An 18,379-nucleotide genomic window follows, 5' to 3' on the forward strand; every position below is an offset into this window, starting at 1 on the left:
CCTACTTGGCCTCTCGTGCGGCGAGCTGTTCGACGGACCCGGCGACCCCGAAGGCCTGCGGGATGGGCTGGCTGGCCATGTAGAGGCGGTCGGCGGTCCTGCGCGGAAGGGGGAGGTACTGGAACTCCCCGGGGATCCGGCCGTCGGGGGCCATGGGCCGGGCGTTGAACCGGGCGACGGTCACGATGCGGTAGTTGTCCCGGCCGTGGGAGTCGAGGACGGCGATCTCGCTGACCTTGCGGGCGCCGTCGGCGAAGCGGGTGAGCTGGACGATGACGTCGACCGCGCTGTTGATCTGGTCGTGCAGGGCCTCGAAGGGGATCTCGACCTCGGACATCGACGCCAGGGTCTGGAGCCGCATCAGGGCGTCCTCGGCGCTGTTGGCGTGGACGGTGGCGAGGGAACCGTCGTGACCGGTGGACATGGCCTGGAGCATGTCGAGCGACTCGCCGCCGCGGACCTCCCCGACGACGATGCGGTCGGGGCGCATACGCAGTGAGTTGCGGACCAGGTCGCGGATGGTGACCCGGCCCTTGCCCTCGACGTTCGCCGGGCGGGACTCCAGCCGGATCACATGGTTCTGCTGGAGCTGGAGTTCCGCGGAGTCCTCGATGGTGACGATGCGCTCGTGGCCCGGGATCAGGCCGGAGAGCGCGTTGAGCAGGGTGGTCTTCCCGGTGCCGGTGGCGCCGGAGACGATGATGTTGAGCTTCGCCTGCACCAGGCCGGACAGGAGGACCAGCATCTGCTCGTCGAGCGAGCCGAAGGAGATCATCTCCTGGAGGGTGAAGGCGCGCGGGAAGCGCCGGATGGTGAGGGTCGCGCCGGTCAGCGAGAGCGGCGGGATGATCACGTTGACGCGTTCGCCGCTGGGCAGGCGGGCGTCGACCATGGGGTTGGACTCGTCCACCCGGCGGTTGACGGTCGACACGATGCGCTCGATGGTCTGCATGAGCTGCTCGTGCGAGCCGAAGCGCATCGGGAGCTGTTCGACCCTGCCGCCGCGCTCGACGAAGATCTGGTCGGGCCCGTTGACCATGATCTCGGTGATCGAGGCGTCCTCCAGCAGGGGTTACAGGATGCCGAGGCCGAGCGCCTCGTCGACGACGCGGCGGATCAGCTGGGAGCGTTCGGCGGTCGAGAGGACCGGCCCCTCACGGCTGATGATGTGGCCGAGCACCCGCTCCAGCCGGGCTCTGCGGTCGGCCGCGGCCAGCGAGGACATCTCCGCGAGGTCGATCTCCTGGAGCAGCTTCGCGCGGTAGGTGGCCACCATGTGGCCGTCCTCCCGCCCTTCGCCCCGCTCCTCGGGGGCGGTGATGCGTGCCCGCAGGCTCATTGCCGTAACTCCTCGGTCGGGTGGGCCGGCGCTCGGTGCGGCCCGCCTGGTCGGTTCGGGTCGGGTCAGTCGCGGGGCATCGTCGAACTCCGCTCGGCCCAGCCCCAGTCGTCGATGCCGGGCACCACGGAGGGGATCCTGACCCGCGCGGTGTACGTCACGGTGTCGAATCCCCCGGAGGAGGTGAAGACCGACTGGTCGGCGAGCCAGGAGCTCATCGCGGCGTGGCCGGCCGCGGGCGGCGGGAGGGTGGGCAGGTCGTGGCTGGCCATCCGGGCCGCGGCCCGGGCGCCGGTGCCGGCCTGGTTCACGGTGTAGGCGGCCACACCGAGCTGTACGGCGAAGAGGCCGACGATGAGCAGGAGCGGGATGAAGCCCAGGTACTCGATGGCCACCTGGCCGCGGTCGCGGTCGCGGCGCCCGCCCGCGGTACGGGGCACGCCGGTGCGGGCTCCGCCGGTACGGGGCGCGCCGGTGCGGCCCGTCGTGCCGGGGCCGGTCCCGCCGGTACGGGACGCACCGATGCGGACTACGCCGGTACGGGCCCTTCCGGTACGGGTTCTTCCGGTACGGGCATTTCCGGTACGGGGACTTCCGGTACGGGGAGCTCCGGCTCCGCCCGTACAGGTCCCGCCCGTACGGCCCGTCGTGCCGGGAGCGCGCTCTGCGGCGGACGGTGCTGCGGTCATCGCTCAGCCCTCCTTCACCGAGGCGGCGGTGCCCTCGACGGTCATCGGGAAGTTCAGGACACCGGGGACCAGGACGGGGACCTTCAGCCTGACCACGGCCCGGTACATGCCGTACTCGGAGCGGCACTCGGTGCTCGCCCCGCCCTCCCAGGCGCTCGGCAGGTCCTCCTCGGCCGCCCGGCGGCAGGCCTGGGCCTGCCAGAAGGAGGCGCCGGTGCCTGCCCGGGCGCCCTCGTCGGCGGCGTTCCCGGCCAGGCTGTAGGTGTAGCCGATCAGGGCGCACTGCCAGAGCGCGACCAGCACCAGGATGATCAGGGGGAAGACCCCGACGAACTCGATCGCCGTCTGGCCGCGTTCGCCCTCACGCCCGCCGGGTATCAGCGCGCGCACCCGCCCGGGGCCGGTGCCGGTCGGCGCCCGCTCCGGGCCTGCGCCGGGCGCGTGCTCCGGTAATTTCTCCACGGTGCTCATCGGTCGACGTGCCTCCTTGGTCGGTTCCGCGGGGTGCGGTGGCGGTCCTCGTCACCGTCGGCGGGTGCGTCCGATCGAGCCCCGGTCGTTGCGGTACTTGCCCGAGCCCTTCTCCTTGCTCTCGGCGGCCTTCACCAGGCCCAGTTCGCCCGCCAGGCTCCAGAGCGCCTGTTTGACGGCGCTCTTCGCGTCGAGTTCGTGCATCCGGCCGGCGTCCACGGCGCCCTGGAGCTCCTTGAAGCCGGCGGGCACGGCGGTGGCCGCCATCCGGGTACCGGTGATCTTGCTGATGAGCGGCGGCTGGATCTCGGTGTTCCGGGTGAAGCGGTTGACCAGGGTGACGGTCTCCTCCGCCTTGCGGATCTGCAGCCGGTCCCACAGCCGTACGATCCGTTTCGCACCGCGTACGGAGACCACGTCCGGGGTGGTGACCAGCAGGGCGGTGTCCGCCATCTCGACGGCCGCCGCGTTGGCGCCCTGCATCTGGCTGCCGCAGTCGATCACCACGACCTCGTAGCGGGAACGGAGCGCGCTGACGATCTGGCGGGCCGAACGGTCGCTGACCTCCTCACCGCGTTCGCCCTCCCCGGGTGCCAGGAGCAGGGCCATGCCGGTGGAGTGGGAGAAGACGGCGTCGGACAGCACCCGCGGTGAGATGTCGGAGATGGCGGCGAGGTCCACGACGGACCGCCGGAACTGGACGTCGAGGTAGGAGGCGATGTCACCGGTCTGCAGGTCGAGGTCGACCAGGGCCACGCTCCGGCCCGACGCCTGGGAGGCCAGGGCGAGCTGGACGGCGACGACGGTGGAGCCCACCCCGCCCTTGGCGCCGGTGACGGTGACCACGGTGCCGCCGGGGCCGGTGAAGACGTCTCCCCCCGTGCCGAGGTGGCGCCGCACGCCGACGGACCACTGGGCGGCGGCCTGCACCCGGTTGGCCAGCTCCTCGTAGCCCAGCGGCAGGGTGACCAGTCCGCGGGCGCCGGAGTCCATGGCCGCGGCGAAGAGACCCGGCCCCGCGTCCATGCTGATCAGCACGACCCCGACGGCGGGGAAGCGCAGGGAGACCTCCCGGATCAGTTCCAGGGCGGGGACCGGGCCGATCCGCTCATGGACCAGGACGACCTCGGGCAGTTCGTCGACGGATTCGCCGGCGAGGCGGGCGAGCATGTCGACCAGCTGGGTCGAGTCACCGACCGGAGCCGCGGGTTCCGCGTCGGGGAGCTGGCTGAGCAGGGTGGTGACGGACCTGGCCGCGTCCGGGTCACCGACGGCCGGGAGGATCCTGGTGGTCATCCGGACCTCACTTGTCCTTGTCGAGCGTGTAGGTCCGGTCACCCGGGCGGATGGTGCCGTCGCTGCCGGGGGCGATCAGCGCGAGCCGTACGTGCTCGGCGAAGGACTCCGCGTAGGCGACCCGCTGGGTGTCGAGGGTGTTGAGCGCGAAGGTGATGGGGACGACCTCGGTGGCCCGGTTCCGGCCGTCGTCGGCCGGCTCCAGCGCGGTGAGCCGTCCGATGTCCAGGACCTTGGCGTTGGAGACGATGACCTTGGACTGGGCGGGATCGCCCTCCCGTTCACCGGCGAAGGTGGCGTAGATGTTCACCTTGTCGTCCGGGTTGATCTTCCCGGCCACACCGGTGGCCGCGTCGATCATGATGGCGATCTCCTGTTCGCCCGGACGCAGTTCGGGACTCTTCACCATCATGTCCGACTGCATCAGGGAGCCCTCCTGGAGCTGGGTGACCGCGATCTTCCCGTCGATCTCCGCGAGGTCGGTGACGGCGTTCCCGGACAGCCAGCGCTTGGGCATCGAGACCTTCTCGAACTGGTCCGCCTTCAGCGCGGTGTACGGCTCCACGTTCTTCTTGAGCCGGTAGGCGTCGACCTCGGGGCCGACCTTCGAGTTGACGTCACTGATCACCGACAGCACGCCGGCGAAGGCACCGAACGCGCAGAGGACCGACAGGAGCAGGAGTATCACGCCGCGGCGCTGGCGGGAGTTCATGAGCCGGACAACCTCGTTCGAATCGGATGCGGGGGCAACGGGCAGAGGGATACGCGAAGGGCGGAGGTCTTCGGCGGGCGTCAGGTGCCCGGTGGTTCGGCTGTTCCCTGGGGGAGGACACCCGTCGCCCGCATTCGGTTCTCGGGCGGTCCGAGCGGGGCGGAGCAGAACCCGCAGCGGTCGCCGATCAGCTCCATTCCGCACCAGTGGCAGCTCTCCCGCCGTACCGACGAGACGAGTTGGTAGATCACCGAGATGTCCGGCAGATAGGAGGCGAATTCCACCAGCTTTCCGGTCCCCCACCAGCGCGGCGACGCCGAAGGCAGCGGGCACTCCGTAATGGCCTGGACCTGCCAGGCGGGGGCCAGGGTCTGCTGGACCCAGTCGGAGGCCAGCTGCCCCTTGGCGACGGCCAGATGGGTACCGAAGGAGGGGCCCGCCGGCGGCTCGGTGGCGGGCCCCAGCTTGACCAGCTGGGGCTTCGGGGCGGCGAGTACGGCGAACTGGGAGCCGGGCACCCAGGACTTGGCGTGCGTCCTGAGGCTCACGGGGACCCGGTCGAGCCGGGCCACCGAGTTGAGCTGGGCGCCGGCGTGGATGTAGTGGGCGAGCAGGCGGGCGGCGGACGCCACCACGCCGGGGGAGAAGTCGCAGATGGACAACTGCCTCAGCTGGCGCACCAGTACGGCCACGCCGAGCGGAGGCAGGTCCACCTTGAGCAGGGCGATCCGGTCCGATTCCAGCATCGACCTGACGGTGTGCATCCTGCGCTCGTGCGCGGGGCCGATGCCGGAGGGGTAGACCGCGACGACATGGCCGTGCTGTTCCAGCAGGAGGTGCATGTCGCCGACGGCCTGTTCGAGGCCCTGGGCTTCGGGGGACTGCAACAGTGCTGCCGTCGGGGTCTGCTGGTCGGTCGGCGGCAGCACCAGATCAGCACTCGTCACTGCTATCGCGGTCGGCACGCTCTTCCCCGTTCGGCTCCGGCCGTTGCCATGATGGCGCGGGCCGCAATCGCTGCTGCTCCGTGCTTCTTCCCAGCACTTTAGCCACGTCATACCGGGCAGAGAACAGCAATCGTGACCCGGTACGACAACACTGTGCACGCGTGTTCGGAACGTCCGCGTGCGAAAAGGGACGAAACCAAAATTGGTTAACTTCCGGACCACTGCGGAGGGTTACCTTCCGCACCGGGAACCGAAGCGCGGGTGAATTCATTTCCGCACGTCAGGACGGAGAGCGGCCTTTTACCGGAGTGCCGCCCGGATACGCGTTCCGTCACCACCGCGACGCCGGGGGCGGGTCCTTCCGGGAAAAGCCCCCGCCCCGGTACGGACCGGGAGACCACCCGGAAGGAGACACGGGCGAGAACACGGACAGGGGCCGCCCACGGGAACGGAAGAGAACACGGGCAGGGGCGCGGACCGGGGCACGGCCAGGGGCGCGGACGGGGCCGCCGACAGGCGCCCCCCGCTCACCGTCCGCCCAGCCGTCCACCCCGCCGTTCGCCCCGCCGTCCGCCCCACCGGGCGCCCCGCCGGGCACCCCCGCGCCCCCTCCGCAGTCGCCCGTCGGCACACATCGGCTCCGCCAGAGGTCTTGACAACTTGATTGGTCTGGACCAGTTTATGCGCCAACGGTGGCCACCGTTCCCGCCCGCATCCCCAACTCCCCCACCGGAGGCCGCAAGTGGATCGCTTCGCAGGCAGCAGCAGACGCAGGAGCCGCCGCTCCCGTCCCGTCCTCGGCGGGGCCGTCGCCGTCGCGGCGGCCGGTGCCCTCACCCTCACCGGGCTGGTCACCACCGCTTCCGCGGCCGACATCAACGTCGCCAAGAACGCCGGCTTCGAGTCGGGCCTGGCCAACTGGACCTGTTCCGGCGGCACCGGGACCACCGTCACCTCCCCGGTGCACGGCGGTACCTCCGCCCTCAAGGCCACCCCCGCCGGCCAGGACAACGCCAAGTGCTCCCAGACCGTGGCGGTGAAGCCGGGGTCCACCTACACGCTGAAGTCCTGGGTGCAGGGCGGTTACGCCTACCTCGGAGCGAGCGGCACCGGTACGACGGACGTCTCCACCTGGACGCCGGGCAGCACCGGCTGGACGCAGCTGAAGACCAGCTTCACCACCGGCCCCTCCACCACCTCGGTCACCGTCTACACCCACGGCTGGTACGGCCAGGCGGCCTACCACGTGGACGACGTCGAGGTCATCGGCCCGGACGGCGGCGGCGGTACGGAGGAGCCCGGCCCGACGATCCCCGGGGCTCCCGCGGGCCTGACCGTCGGTACCACGACGACCTCCTCCGTGAACCTGTCCTGGAACACGGTCTCCGGCGCCACCGGCTACACCGTCTACCGCGACGGCGCCAAGGCGGCCACCACCACCGGCACCTCCGCGACGGTCTCGGGGCTGGACGCCGACACGGCGTACCAGTTCTCGGTGACGGCCACCAACGCGGCCGGCGAGTCGGTCAAGTCGGCCACGGTCAGCGGGCGTACGGCCAAGCAGGACGGCGGCGGCGGCCCGGTGACCTCCGTGCCCAAGCACGCGGTGACCGGCTACTGGCAGAACTTCAACAACGGCGCGGCCGTCCAGAAGCTCAGCGACGTGCCCGCGAACTACGACATCATCGCCGTCTCCTTCGCGGACGCCACCACCACTCCGGGCGCCGTCACCTTCAACCTGGACTCGGCGGGGCTGAACGGCTACACCGTCGCGCAGTTCAAGGCGGACATCAAGGCCAAGCAGGCCGCGGGGAAGAACGTCATCATCTCCGTCGGCGGTGAGAAGGGGACCGTCTCGGTCAACAACGACGCCTCCGCCACCGCGTTCGCGAACTCCCTGTACGCCCTGATCCAGGAGTACGGCTTCAACGGGGTCGACATCGACCTGGAGAACGGCCTGAACTCCACCTACATGACGAAGGCGCTGCGCTCGCTGTCCTCGAAGGCGGGCCCCGGCCTCGTCATCACGATGGCGCCGCAGACCATCGACATGCAGTCGACGTCCAATGAGTACTTCAAGACGGCGCTCAACATCAAGGACATCCTGACCGTCGTCAACATGCAGTACTACAACAGCGGTTCGATGCTGGGCTGCGACGGCAAGGTCTACTCGCAGGGTTCGGTGGACTTCCTCACCGCACTGGCCTGCATCCAGCTGGAGGGCGGCCTCGCCCCGTCCCAGGTCGGCCTCGGTGTCCCCGCCTCCACCCGTGGCGCGGGCAGCGGCTACGTCGCCCCGTCCGTCGTGAACGCCGCCCTGGACTGCCTGGCCAAGGGCACCAACTGCGGTTCCTTCAAGCCGTCCAGGACGTACCCGGACATCCGCGGTGCGATGACCTGGTCGACCAACTGGGACGCCACGGCGGGCAACGCCTGGTCGAACGCGGTCGGCCCGCACGTCCACGGCCTGTCCTGACCCGGTGATCCTCCGCCCCGCCCCCTTCCCGCCCCGATGACCCGCAGCGCCGCCGCTCCCCCGGCGGCGCTGTCGGCTTTCCCGGCGGGTGCGGGTCCGGCCGCCGGTGATACCGGCTCTCCGCCGGCTCCGCGCCCTGTGCCCGGCGACCGGACAACGCCCCGAACCGGCCCGGCCCGCGCCCGGCCGGGCGGCCACCGGCCGTGCGGGAGCTGGAAGAATCCCGGTCATGGCTTCGATCCGTGCACTGCTGGTGGGGATCAACGACTACGCACCGGGCGTCGCGCCTCCGCTGAGCGGCTGTGTCAACGACATCACCGGTGTGCGGGCGCTGCTCGACGGCCGGGCCGGGACCGCGCCCGCCGTCCACGTCCTGCTGGACCGGGAGGCGACCGCGGCGGCGGTGGAGGGAGGCATCCGGGAGCGGCTGGGTGCGTCGGGCCCCGGTGACACCGCGCTGTTCTGGTTCTCCGGGCACGGCACCCAGACGTGGGCCCACGGCGCCGATCTGCTGATCGAGGCGACCGGCCGCAACCAGGCCCTGCTCTGCGCGGACGGCCCGCTGCCCGACAAACGGCTCCGGGTGCTGCTCGACGAGGTGGCCGCCCGCGGGGCGCGGGTGGTGGCCGTGCTCGACTGCTGCTTCTCCGGAGGCGCGACGCGCGACCCGGCGTTCACCGCGAGGTACGCGCCCGGCCCGTGGCCGTCCGCCCCGCCCCGCGAGGCGGCCCCCGGGGGCCCGGCGGCGGGGAGCGTCCTGCTCCTGGCCGCCTGCCGGCTCGACCAGCGGGCGTACGAGACCCACTTCGGGGGCCTGCGGCAGGGGGTGTTCACCCGCGCGGTCCTCGACGCGGCGCGGGCCGCGGGTCCGGACACCACCTATCGGGAGGTGATGTCCGCCGCCGACGCCCGGGTGCGGTGTTCGGGCGGTCACCAGCAGCCGGTCCTCCTTCCGGCCGGGCCGGGCGGCACCGCGGACACCGCCTTCCTCGGGAACGGCACGGGCCGGCTCACGGCCGGTGACCATCTGCTCCGCCACGGCGCCGAGGGCTGGGAGGTGGACTGCGGGGCGGGTCATGGACTGCCCGAGGGGGAGCCGGCCGCGGGGCCCACGGCCACGGAGTTCACCGTGGTGGGTACCGAGGAGGCCGGCCGGAGCGTCGCCGTCCGTACCGTTCTGACGGACCGCTGCCTGGTCGAACCGCTCGGCTGGGAACCCGGTCCGGACCGGGCCCTCCCCGTGGCACTCAGCGCGCTGGGCCTGCCCGCCGCCACGTTCGCGGTGCTTCCCCGTGCCGGCGCGGAGGCCGGGCTCGTAAAGGCCCTGGACCGGGCGCTGGCGACGGCCGGCCCGAACGCGGGCCCCTCCCCGCTCCTGCGGCGGGTGTCCGATGTCCGGCAGGCGGGCGACCTGCACTTCCGCCTGGAGGTGCACGGGCCGTCCGTCCACGTCCTGCGCCGCGACGGCACCCCTTTCGTGGCCCCGCTGCCCCTGGCCGCGCCCGAGGACGCGCGGCGGGCCGCGGACTGCCTGACCCATCTGACGCGCTGGCACCGGCTGCGGGACCTGCCGTCGCCCCCGTCGCCGCTCGACGGGCTGGTACGGGTCGAGATCGTCCCGTGGGGCGACGGGGACGGACGGCCGCTCGCACCGGACGGCAGCGGTGAGATCGTCTGCGCCTACGGCCCGGGGGCGGACGGACCGCGTCCGCCGCTCCTCTCCGTACGCCTGCACAACCGCTCGGCCGACCGGCCCCTCTGGTGCATGCTGCTCGACCTGACCGACGGATACGCGAGCCGTTCGACGCTCTACCCGGGCCACTTCATCGCCCCCGGCCGCACCGGGTACGCCCTGGACGGGCAGCCTGTGCAGTTCTCCCTGCCCCAGGGCCGCCCGCCGGTCCCGGGGGCGGAGGCGAGGGACTGGCTGAAGCTGGTCGTCGCCGAACAGGAGCTCTCCACCGTGCCGTTCCACCTGCCGGCGTGGACCGCCGGCCCCTTCGGCACCCGGGCGCAGTCCCCGTCCCGCGACGACGGCGTCCTCCGCTTCTCGCCTCCCCCGCCGAAGACGTCCGCCAGGGACCTCGGCAGCCCCGCCGGGCACCCGTACGGCCGGTGGACGACGCGTACGCTCGCGCTGCGCACCGTCGTACCGGAGACCTGACCGGGCGGCGGCCCCGGCCCGGTCTACCGGCCGAGGTGGAGGAAGCCCGCCCAGGCGCTCAGGTCGGCCGGGTCCACCCGGGCGGCCAGGGCGGCCTGCCCCGGGGGGAACCCCTCGGGGAGGTCCCGCTGCCCGCGCAGCATCCACAGCTGGGCCCGCCGCAGCGCCCCGGCGGGGGTCTCCTGTTCGCGGCGCAGGTAGTGGTGGGCCAGGAGCATCAGCACGGAGGTCGCCTCGTCGGGCACCGGCCACAGCGAACCGAGGACGGAGCGGGCGCCGGCCACCAGGAACGCCGTGGCCAGGGTGAACGCCTCGTTGTGCCCGTGTCCCGACACATGGCTGCGGCAGGCGGCCAGCACCACGAGCGCCGGGCCGTCGTGCTCCGCGCCGCGCACCGCCTCGGCGAGCTCCTCCGCGTACAGCACGCCCCCGTGCAGGGCCAGCCCCGCCGTGTGCCGGGCGTTCTCCACGACCGAGGCATGGCAGGCCAGGTGCAGCACCCCGTCGGCGCTCGTGTCGCCCCGGAGCCAGGCGAGCACCTCGGCCGGTGTGCCGGCACCGTCCGCCCTCCCCTCGCCGCGCCGCCCGAGGAACCGGCCCCCGGGGTAGTACGTCCGCTGCACGACGTCCGCCTCCTGGCCGGCGTACCGCAGGTCACCGGTCGGGTCGCCCACGACCAGGGCCCCCGCGGGCCGTGGGACGGCGGGCCGGGCGGCCACCTCGCAGAGCAGCCGCGCGGAGGCCGTGTAGGAGAGGTCGGCGTCCTGCAGCGCGTACCGGCGGCCGTGGGCGCCCGCCCGGTACGCGGCGTGCCAGGGGACCAGCCCGAGGCGCCCCATCGGGACGAGGACCAGCCGGGGGACGCGGCGCGGGCGGCCGGGAGCGGCGAAGGACGCCAGCAGCGGACCCATCGCCGCGTACCACGCCCAGCCGCACAGCCGGTCCAGCGCGACGCGCAGGCCGGGGCCGGTCCCCGGCGGCCCGGGCCGCGGGACCGGCCCGAGGTCCCGGCCGGCGCCGGGGGCCGGGTCGTACTCCCGCAGGGGGTCCGCCCGTTCGCTGAGTGCCAAAAGCGGCAGGGCGCGCACCTCGCCCCCGGCGGTGACGACGACGGCCGCACCGCCGCCGTCGTCCGACTCCGGCACGAGGTAGACCAGTGCGTCCCGGTCCAGGGAGCGGAGCGCCCCGGCGACGGCGGCGACGTCCGGCGGGTCGAGGAGGTGGTCCTGGGGGGTGTCCGTCCGCGCGCGCAGCGCGGTGAGCACACGCCGTCGCAGCGCGCTGGGCACGGTCCCCTCACCGCCGCCCCCGCTGAACAGTCCGGCCGGGGCCGCGTCGGCCAGAGCCGTCCGCCACTCGTCGGCGAGGGAGCCGAGTCCGGCCCGGGCCAGCCGCTGCGGGAGCGTGGCGGAGGTGACGGCGGCGTGCAGGGTGAGGCCCCGGCATGCCTCCAGGGCCTGGACGGCCGCGGGAGGATCACCGTCCCGCAGGGCCCAGGCGGCGACCTCGAGCGCCTCCTCGGTCGCCTGCGCCACGGCCTGTGCCGCGTGTTCCGTACCCGACTGGAGAAGCGCGGACCAGGCGTATCCGCGCAGGCCGTCCAGGCCGGCGCGGAGGGACGCTCGCAGGTCGCCGGCGGCGTTCCGGGGCGCGAGGGCGGCCCGCTCGCGGCGGGCGCGGGCGAGAGGCAGCGCGGACGTCGCGTACAGCGGGTGCTCGGGGCCCCCGCAGAGGTGCACGGCCTGTTCCAGCAGGGTGACGGCCCGGTCCAGGTGCCCGGCGCGCGTGCCGGGGGCGCCGGGCACGCAGGCCAGGGCCAGATGGCCGCTGCCCAGCATTCCGGTGTACCTGAGGTGGTCCTCACTCCCGGGGTCCGCCAGCCGGGCTGCTTCGCCGATCAGCTCCACCGCCCCGGCCAGCGCGTCGGCGTCCTCGTTCAGCGCGGCCATGGCGAGCCGGGAGCCCCCGTTGGCGCCCAGCACCCAGGCACGGTATCCGCGGGGCAACGGCTGTGCCGCGCGGCGCAGTTCGGCGACGTCCGGGGCTCCGGCCAGCCGGAGCGGCGGAAGTCCGAGCCGCCCGGCCAGCCCTTCCCGTCCCGCGTGCGCGGCGGCCAGCCCCGTCCACAGCTGGATCCTCGCCGGGTCGTCCGCGCCCAGTTCCGCGTGGATGGCGGCCACCCGGTGCACGCACCGGTCCACCATCGCGAGGTCCCCCCGCCGGGTGGCGGCACTCGCCTCCATGAAGAGCTGCTGCGCCTCCGTCAGCAGCAGCATGTAGGCGGGTACGGAGCTGTCGTCGCGCAGCCGCTCGTGGATGGCGCGCATGGCGTCGAGTTCGTCGGCTCCCCCCTCCGTCTGCGCGCGGTGCATGCGGGCGACCAGGGCCATCAGGTCCAGGCCGTAGTCGTGGCCCGCGTCCGGATCGTCGGAGGCGGCCCGGTCCAGGAGGTCCATCACCCGGTCCATGCCCGGACCCCTGCCCCGCTTCTCGTACTGCATCAGCACCCAGCCCGCCAGGCCGTGGGCACGCCGCTGCCAGGCCGGGTCGTCCTGGTCCGTCCGCAGCATGGCGTCCAGCAGGGCGTCCCGTTGCTCCTCGGTGGCGGTCTCCGCCTGGAGATCGGCCAGGACCGTCATGGTCAGCAGGAACGCCGCGTACTCCGCGCGCTCACGGCTGCCCTCCTCCAGCCGGTTCCAGCGCGCGTACATCAGGGCGAAGTCGGCGTCCCGGCGGCTCCTGGCGACGGTGCTGGAGAGTGTTCCGGGCAGCTCGGGGTCCGTGCCTCCCTGGTCCGGGAAGAGCCGGCCGGTCTCGACGTTCGCGACCATGGTGTCCCACATCCGCCGGACGGCCGTCGGGTCCGGCGCCGGAAGTGACTGGTCGTCGGGCCCCAGCAGTCCCCGCTCCTCCAGTACGGTCCTGGCCCAGCCCTGCACCATCAGTGCCCCGTCCGTCAGTTCGGGCTGCTGCTGTTCCTCGGCCAGGGCCAGCCCCGCCAGCCGGCCGGCCTCCCTGGCCCGCTGCGGGTCCTGGTCGGCGTAGTACCGCATCTGCTGATAGCCGGCCATCAGCAGGAGGGTCCGCAGGAGCGGCCCGTCCCGTTCCGGCTGCCAGAGCCGGACCGCTCGGCGCAGCATGGCGACGGCCCGGTCCTGGGCCTCGCCGTCAAAGCGGCGGCCGCCCCATTCGTAGACGACACGGGCGAACGCGTCGAGGAAGACGGGGTCGAGCCGGTCCTCCGCCCCCGGTTCGGCCAGCAGCCGGCCGATCAGCCGGTCGGCGGCTTCACCACGCTCCGGGGTCTTCCACGTGGACCAGACCGCCGCGTGGACGTAGGCGAGCCGGATCTCGGCGTCCCGGGTCCAGGGCTGCTCGCCCGTGCCTGCGGCGTCCGCCTGGGCGAGCGCCTCCTCGAACGCCTCACCCGCCTCCTCCCACAGGCCGCGGTCCCCGCTGGTGCGCGCCCTCACGAGCAGCGCCATGCCCATGGAGTGCCGGACGAAGGGGAGATCGCTCGCGGGCGGGGCGGCCTGCAGCACCGCCCCGTAGTGGGTGGCCGCCGTGTGCGCGGCCTCGGCGTCGCCGGTCAGCAGGCTGCGCTGGAAGTACAGGTAGCCCTGGGCCTCGTGGAGTTCGGCCAGGGTGCCCGGATCCGCGTCCGGCCGGCCCGCCCGGCCCGAGAACCAGGCCATCGCTTCGGTGTGCCGCAGCACGGCCCCGTCCAGCAACGGCAGCCGTCTGCCGGTGTCCTCGCCCTCGCTCTCCAGGAAGCGGAACTTCGCGACGTTGGCCGACAGCACATGGGCGAGGGTGCGGGTGCCGTCCTGTGCACCGTCGTCCTCCGGGTCCGCCGCCAGTCCGCGCAGGCCCTCGTCCAGCAGGTACTGCGCCTGCCGCAGCAGCCGGGCCGAGGGCGCCGCGTCGTACTGGAAGCCGCGCACGTGCCCGAACATGATGTGCCACACGGCCCAGTCGGGGCCCGTGCCGGGGTCGGCGAACATCTCCTCGAAGGCGGCGGCCGCCGTCCCCAGGGCGCCGGGTCCGCCGGTTTCGCAGTACGTCCGGTAGGCGTCCTCGGCGACGGACGCGAGGGACGGGCCGGTCTCCTCGTACACGTGTTGCCTCCCTGTGCTCGGCTCGGTGCCCGCCCCGCGGGGCCGGCGGGGGCCGGTCCCCGGAGCTCCGGGCGCCCCTTCCTCCCGGAGCTCCCGGAGCTCCGGACTCTCCTTCTGTCCGGTGCTGTTACGGGGCCAGCTGGACGCGGTAGGGCTGCAGCACCCCGTTGAGCCACTCCACGCCGTCCGGAGTGCCGAGTTCCAGCGTGCTCTCGGCCGCCGGCCCCAGTGCGCCCGGCGGGCAGCGGTCGCCGAAGAGCACCACCGCGCGGTCGCCGGGTTCCCGCTTCGAGGACCAGACCATTCCCTGCGCCCACGGGTCGGTGTGGCGCCGTATCCAGTGCGCCCAGTCGCGGGTGTAGGCGTACTCCTGTGCCTCCGCGTGGACGAGCCAGGTGTCCTGGTGGACGGCGGCCAGATCGCCCGCCGTCATCAGGGAGACGAGGCTGATGCCGGTTCTCAGCCGGAGTACGGAGAGCGAGCGCCCCTCGACCGCGGTGCGCGGCAGGAGCCGCGGGCCGCCCGCCGGGTCGAAGGGGAGCTGGCGCAGCAGCGCCTCGCAGACGGCGGCCTCGGCTCCGAGACCCGCGTAGAGGTAGCCGTATCCGTCGCAGGGGGTGGCGTCGAACCTGCCGCCCCCGTACAGGCAGTGCGCCGGGACGGGGTTGAAGTCCACCGGTGACCGGTGTGCGGCGTGTACCCGGTGGAGCAGGGTCCCGGCCGGCAGTCCGGCCTTGGCGGGTGTCCCCCGCATCCCCTCGGGGGGACGGTAGTTCGGCACGGCTACTCCTGCTCCATCAAGAATCTGGCGGTGTCGAGCAGCCGCGCCTCGTCCGCGGTGCCGACGAGCGCCTCGGGGCGGCCGCCGAGCCAGGCGTTGGCGGAGAGCCACCAGTCCGCGGCGCCCCACGGGTCGCGGTCGGCCGCCAGTACCGCGTTGACGCCCGTCACGATGGGCTGGGGCCGGGCGGCCGCGGTGAACTGGAAGCTGGGCAGCCGTACGGCACCGCCGGCCCCGGTCAGCCGGATCAGTACGGGTGTGTCCGGGTCGGTGCCCGCCCGTCGCAGGGTGTCGGGGTCCATGGCCGGGGCGGCCAGCAGCCGTCGCCGTACCGGGCCGAGCAGCGGGCCCACCATGCGGTGGCCGTCCAGCAGCAGCACGGCCAGGTCGTCGGCCGAGTAGCCCTGGTGGATCGCGGACCAGGCGCCCTCTCCCGGACGCGGGACGGCCGGGGTGAAGCGGCCCTGCGGGTCCGGGCCGAAGAGGCCGGGCAGTCCGGCGGCGAGCAGTTCCGCGGCGTCGAGCGCGGCCGCGTGACGCCGCTCCCCGGTCTCTTCGGCCCGGTCCCCCGTGGCGGCGGGTCCACCGTCCCGGCGGGCCTCGCGGAGCAGTCCGGCCAGCCGTTCCAGCGGCACGGGACCGAGCAGGCCGGCGATCCGCTCCCACCGGGCGGCGGCTGCGGCGAGTACGGCGTACGGATTCACGGTCGCCCCCTGGTCACGGTCTGCCTCTGGTCACGGCCTGCTTCCGGTCACGGTCGCCGGTTCTCGGGCGGGCCGGCGAGAAGCCGCCCGATGAGGTCGGCGCGGGCGTGCCGCCGGACCACGAAGTGGATGTCCCAGGAGGCCCCGCGGGCCAGTTCGGCCTCGACCGCCGCCCACATCGCGCCGAAGCTCTCCAGCGGCGGGAGGCCGCCGCGCCCCGCGCCGAGGAGCGGCAGGCAGAGGGAGCGGAGCGGCGGGTCGTACGCGGCGGATTCCCGTGCGAGGAGGGCGAAGACGGCCGCCACGGCACGTGTGACGTCCACGGGCAGGACGTCGTAGTCGTTGCTGCCGGGGTGCGGGACCGCTGTCGCCGCGTGGTAGACGCGGCGTATGCCCTGGCTGCCGAGTACGCCGGCCGAGGTCGCGGCGACGGTCCCGGGCACGGCCGCCCTGCCCGGCATCCCGTTGCGCAGGGCCCACTCCCGCAACTCGTCGTGGAGGTGGTCCTCGACCAGTGCCCCGGTGGGGTCCTTGCGTGCTCCCGCCCGTCTCAGGGTGGCGGCCACCGATGACTTGTAGGGGGCGGGCAGGGCGAAGTAGACGTTGGACGGGGAGACCACGACGTCGATGTCACGCAGCAGGTCCACCGAGTGGACGTGGACCGTGACACCGGCCCGCCGGCCGTGCACCAGCGGGCTCAGCTTCCGGTGCGCGGCGGCGAGTCCGGGGGGCGCCGGGTCCTCCGCCGGCCCTTCCCCGGCGGGTACGGCGACGAGGAGGATCTGTTCCGCCACCTGTCCCAGCACCATCAGCTCGTGGTGCTTGCGGAACCGTTCGACGCTGACCCCGTAGACCTGTGCGGCGCGCCGCCGCCGGTCCGCGGCGGGCCAGTCCCGCGTTCCGTCGGCGAGGCCGAGGCTGTATTCGGCGGCGTTGCGCAGAGTGCCGCCGCCGAGGCGGGCGACGGCGGTGCGCAGCAGCCGCTCGACGGCGGCGGGGCCGCTCCCGGCCGCACCGGGACCCGCCGGGTCCGCGATGCGGGAGAGTTCGGGAGTGGGCAGCGCCCGCAGCCCCACGACACCGGACCGCCGTATCATCCGCACCTCCGCGAGTACCGCCCCGTGGTCCGGCAGGTGAAGGGGGTGCGTCATGCCGCCAACCATGTCACCGGCTTTCCCCGGGCCACAAGCCGTTCGTCCGCTTCCCATTGGACACGAGGCGCGGGCCGGAACCGGGGCGTTTCCGGGTCGGTCGCCGGCGGGGCGCCCTCCGTGCCCCGCCGGCGGGCGCCGTCACCAGGGCAGGTCGATCACCTGCTTGACGCAGAGCACCAGGAACAGCAGCCCCGCGAGGCCGAGCATGCCGTTGCTGAGCCATCCGTTGCGCCACTGCGCGGGCGTACGGGAGGAGTTGAGCAGCCAGAGCAGGGTCAGGGCGAGGAAGGGCATGAAGAAGGCGCCGAGGACGCCGTAGCCGATGACGAGGCCGAAGGGCTCGTCCAGCCAGAGCAGGGTCATCGGCGGGAAGGTCAGCCAGAGCAGGTACACCCGGAACGGCACGGACCGCTCCTGCCGGCTGATCCTCTCGACGCCTGCCCGGGGCGTGTCGGCGGCGGGGCCGTCCGGGCCGGCGCGGCGGGCGGACCGGATCCGGTCGACGAAGTCGGCGAACATCAGGCTGACCCCGTGCCAGACGCCGATCAGCGACGAGAACGAGGTGGCGAAGAAGCCCACCAGGAAGAGCTTCGCGGTGCCCTGTCCGAACCGGTCCTCCAGCACCTGGCCGAGGTCGATCAGCCCCCGGTCGCCGGTGGCCAGGGCGATCTGCGAGGAGTGCAGCAGTTCGGCGCCCACGACGAGCATCGCGACGACGAAGATGCCGGTGGTGGCGTAGGCGACCCGGTTGTCCAGCCGCATCACCTTCATCCAGGAGGTGTCCGACCAGCCCTTGGCGTTGACCCAGTAGCCGTACGCCGCCATGGTGATGGTGCCGCCGACGCCGCCGATCAGTCCGAGCGTGTAGACCAGTGAACCGTCCGGGAGCACGGGCAGCAGGCCGGCGAAGGACGCGCCGATGTCGGGTGCCACCCGGATCGCGACGTAGACCACGACGACGAACATCACCCCGACCAGGACCGTCATGACCTTCTCGAAGACGGCGTACTGGTTGAACCAGACGAAGACCAGGCCGGCCAGGCCGGTGACGATCGCCCAGGTCTTCAGGCCGGGCCCGTCGGGGAACAGCGCGACGATGGGCAGGGCGCTGGAGGACATGGCCGTCGCGCCGTACACGAAGCCCCAGATGACGACGTACACCGCGAAGTAGCCGGTGGTCCAGTTGCCGAGGGTGCGCCAGCCGTCGAAGAGGGTGCGGCCGGTGGCGAGGTGCCAGCGGCCCACCGCCTCGGCGAGGGAGATCTTGACGAGGCAGCCGATGACGGCCGCCCACATGAGGGTGTAGCCGAACTTGCTCCCGGCGATGAGTGTCGCGACCAGGTCCCCGGCGCCCACGCCGGTCGCCGCGACGACGATGCCGGGGCCGATGTAGCGCCAACTGGACCTGCGTGAAGGGGTGTCGGGTCCGGGTGCCTTCGCACCGGACGGCGTGGCCGGGGCCCCCGGCGCCTCTCCCGGCCCCGGGCCCGCTCCTGTGGTTCCGCTTGTCTCCGCCATGCGGATCAAC

12 protein-coding genes and 1 pseudogene are annotated in these 18,379 nt (G+C 73.3%); 2 read left to right on the forward strand and 11 right to left on the reverse strand.

The window, feature by feature from the left end; genetic code table 11:
- Position 1 precedes the first annotated feature (1 nt).
- The 6 genes and pseudogenes from CP967_RS11785 to CP967_RS11810 form a co-directional block, all read right to left on the reverse strand.
- A pseudogene (locus CP967_RS11785) lies at positions 2-1,339 on the reverse strand (TadA family conjugal transfer-associated ATPase).
- Positions 1,340-1,404: 65 nt separating this feature from the next.
- Complete coding sequence (locus tag CP967_RS34570; protein WP_229888172.1) at positions 1,405-1,779, reverse strand: TadE/TadG family type IV pilus assembly protein; 375 nt, start codon at positions 1,777-1,779, stop codon at positions 1,405-1,407.
- A 252-nt stretch (positions 1,780-2,031) separates the two neighbouring features.
- Positions 2,032-2,499, reverse strand: coding sequence for a TadE family protein (locus CP967_RS11795; protein ID WP_150487943.1), 468 nt, complete (start codon positions 2,497-2,499; stop codon positions 2,032-2,034).
- Positions 2,500-2,550: 51 nt separating this feature from the next.
- Entirely contained in the window at positions 2,551-3,795 is a 1,245-nt protein-coding gene (locus tag CP967_RS11800) for a CpaE/TadZ family protein (RefSeq protein ID WP_150487944.1), read from the reverse strand.
- Between the two features lie 7 nt (positions 3,796-3,802).
- Positions 3,803-4,507: a Flp pilus assembly protein CpaB gene (gene cpaB, locus CP967_RS11805; RefSeq protein ID WP_150487945.1), complete on the reverse strand. Its 705-nt coding sequence runs from the start codon at positions 4,505-4,507 to the stop codon at positions 3,803-3,805.
- An 80-nt stretch (positions 4,508-4,587) separates the two neighbouring features.
- Positions 4,588-5,454, reverse strand: a complete 867-nt coding sequence (locus CP967_RS11810; RefSeq protein ID WP_190174958.1) for a hypothetical protein — start codon at positions 5,452-5,454, stop codon at positions 4,588-4,590.
- A 742-nt stretch (positions 5,455-6,196) separates the two neighbouring features.
- Between CP967_RS11810 and CP967_RS11815 the strand changes: the two genes are divergently transcribed.
- Positions 6,197-7,930, forward strand: a complete 1,734-nt coding sequence (locus CP967_RS11815; protein WP_150487946.1) for a chitinase — start codon at positions 6,197-6,199, stop codon at positions 7,928-7,930.
- Positions 7,931-8,159: 229 nt separating this feature from the next.
- Positions 8,160-10,094: a caspase family protein gene (locus tag CP967_RS11820; protein ID WP_150487947.1), complete on the forward strand. Its 1,935-nt coding sequence runs from the start codon at positions 8,160-8,162 to the stop codon at positions 10,092-10,094.
- 23 nt (positions 10,095-10,117) lie between these two features.
- Here the strand turns inward: CP967_RS11820 and CP967_RS11825 are convergent, their stop codons facing one another.
- From CP967_RS11825 to CP967_RS11845, 5 genes are all read right to left on the reverse strand, one after another.
- Positions 10,118-14,212 (reverse strand): CHAT domain-containing protein, encoded by a 4,095-nt coding sequence (locus tag CP967_RS11825; protein WP_150487948.1) that lies wholly within the window; start codon positions 14,210-14,212, stop codon positions 10,118-10,120.
- 127 nt (positions 14,213-14,339) lie between these two features.
- Positions 14,340-14,993 (reverse strand): RES family NAD+ phosphorylase, encoded by a 654-nt coding sequence (locus tag CP967_RS11830; protein ID WP_229888171.1) that lies wholly within the window; start codon positions 14,991-14,993, stop codon positions 14,340-14,342.
- Between the two features lie 2 nt (positions 14,994-14,995).
- A complete protein-coding gene (locus tag CP967_RS11835; protein WP_150487949.1) occupies positions 14,996-15,697 on the reverse strand; it encodes a hypothetical protein in 702 nt (233 codons plus the stop codon).
- Between the two features lie 47 nt (positions 15,698-15,744).
- On the reverse strand, positions 15,745-16,848 hold the full coding sequence (locus CP967_RS11840; RefSeq protein WP_150487950.1) for a macro domain-containing protein: 1,104 nt from the start codon (positions 16,846-16,848) through the stop codon (positions 15,745-15,747).
- Positions 16,849-16,989: 141 nt separating this feature from the next.
- The gene (locus CP967_RS11845) at positions 16,990-18,369 is read right to left on the reverse strand and encodes an Nramp family divalent metal transporter (protein WP_150487951.1); all 1,380 of its coding nucleotides are present in this window, start codon (positions 18,367-18,369) and stop codon (positions 16,990-16,992) included.
- Positions 18,370-18,379: the final 10 nt, after the last annotated feature.

Source organism: Streptomyces nitrosporeus (assembly GCF_008704555.1).
Taxonomy (GTDB): domain Bacteria; phylum Actinomycetota; class Actinomycetes; order Streptomycetales; family Streptomycetaceae; genus Streptomyces; species Streptomyces nitrosporeus.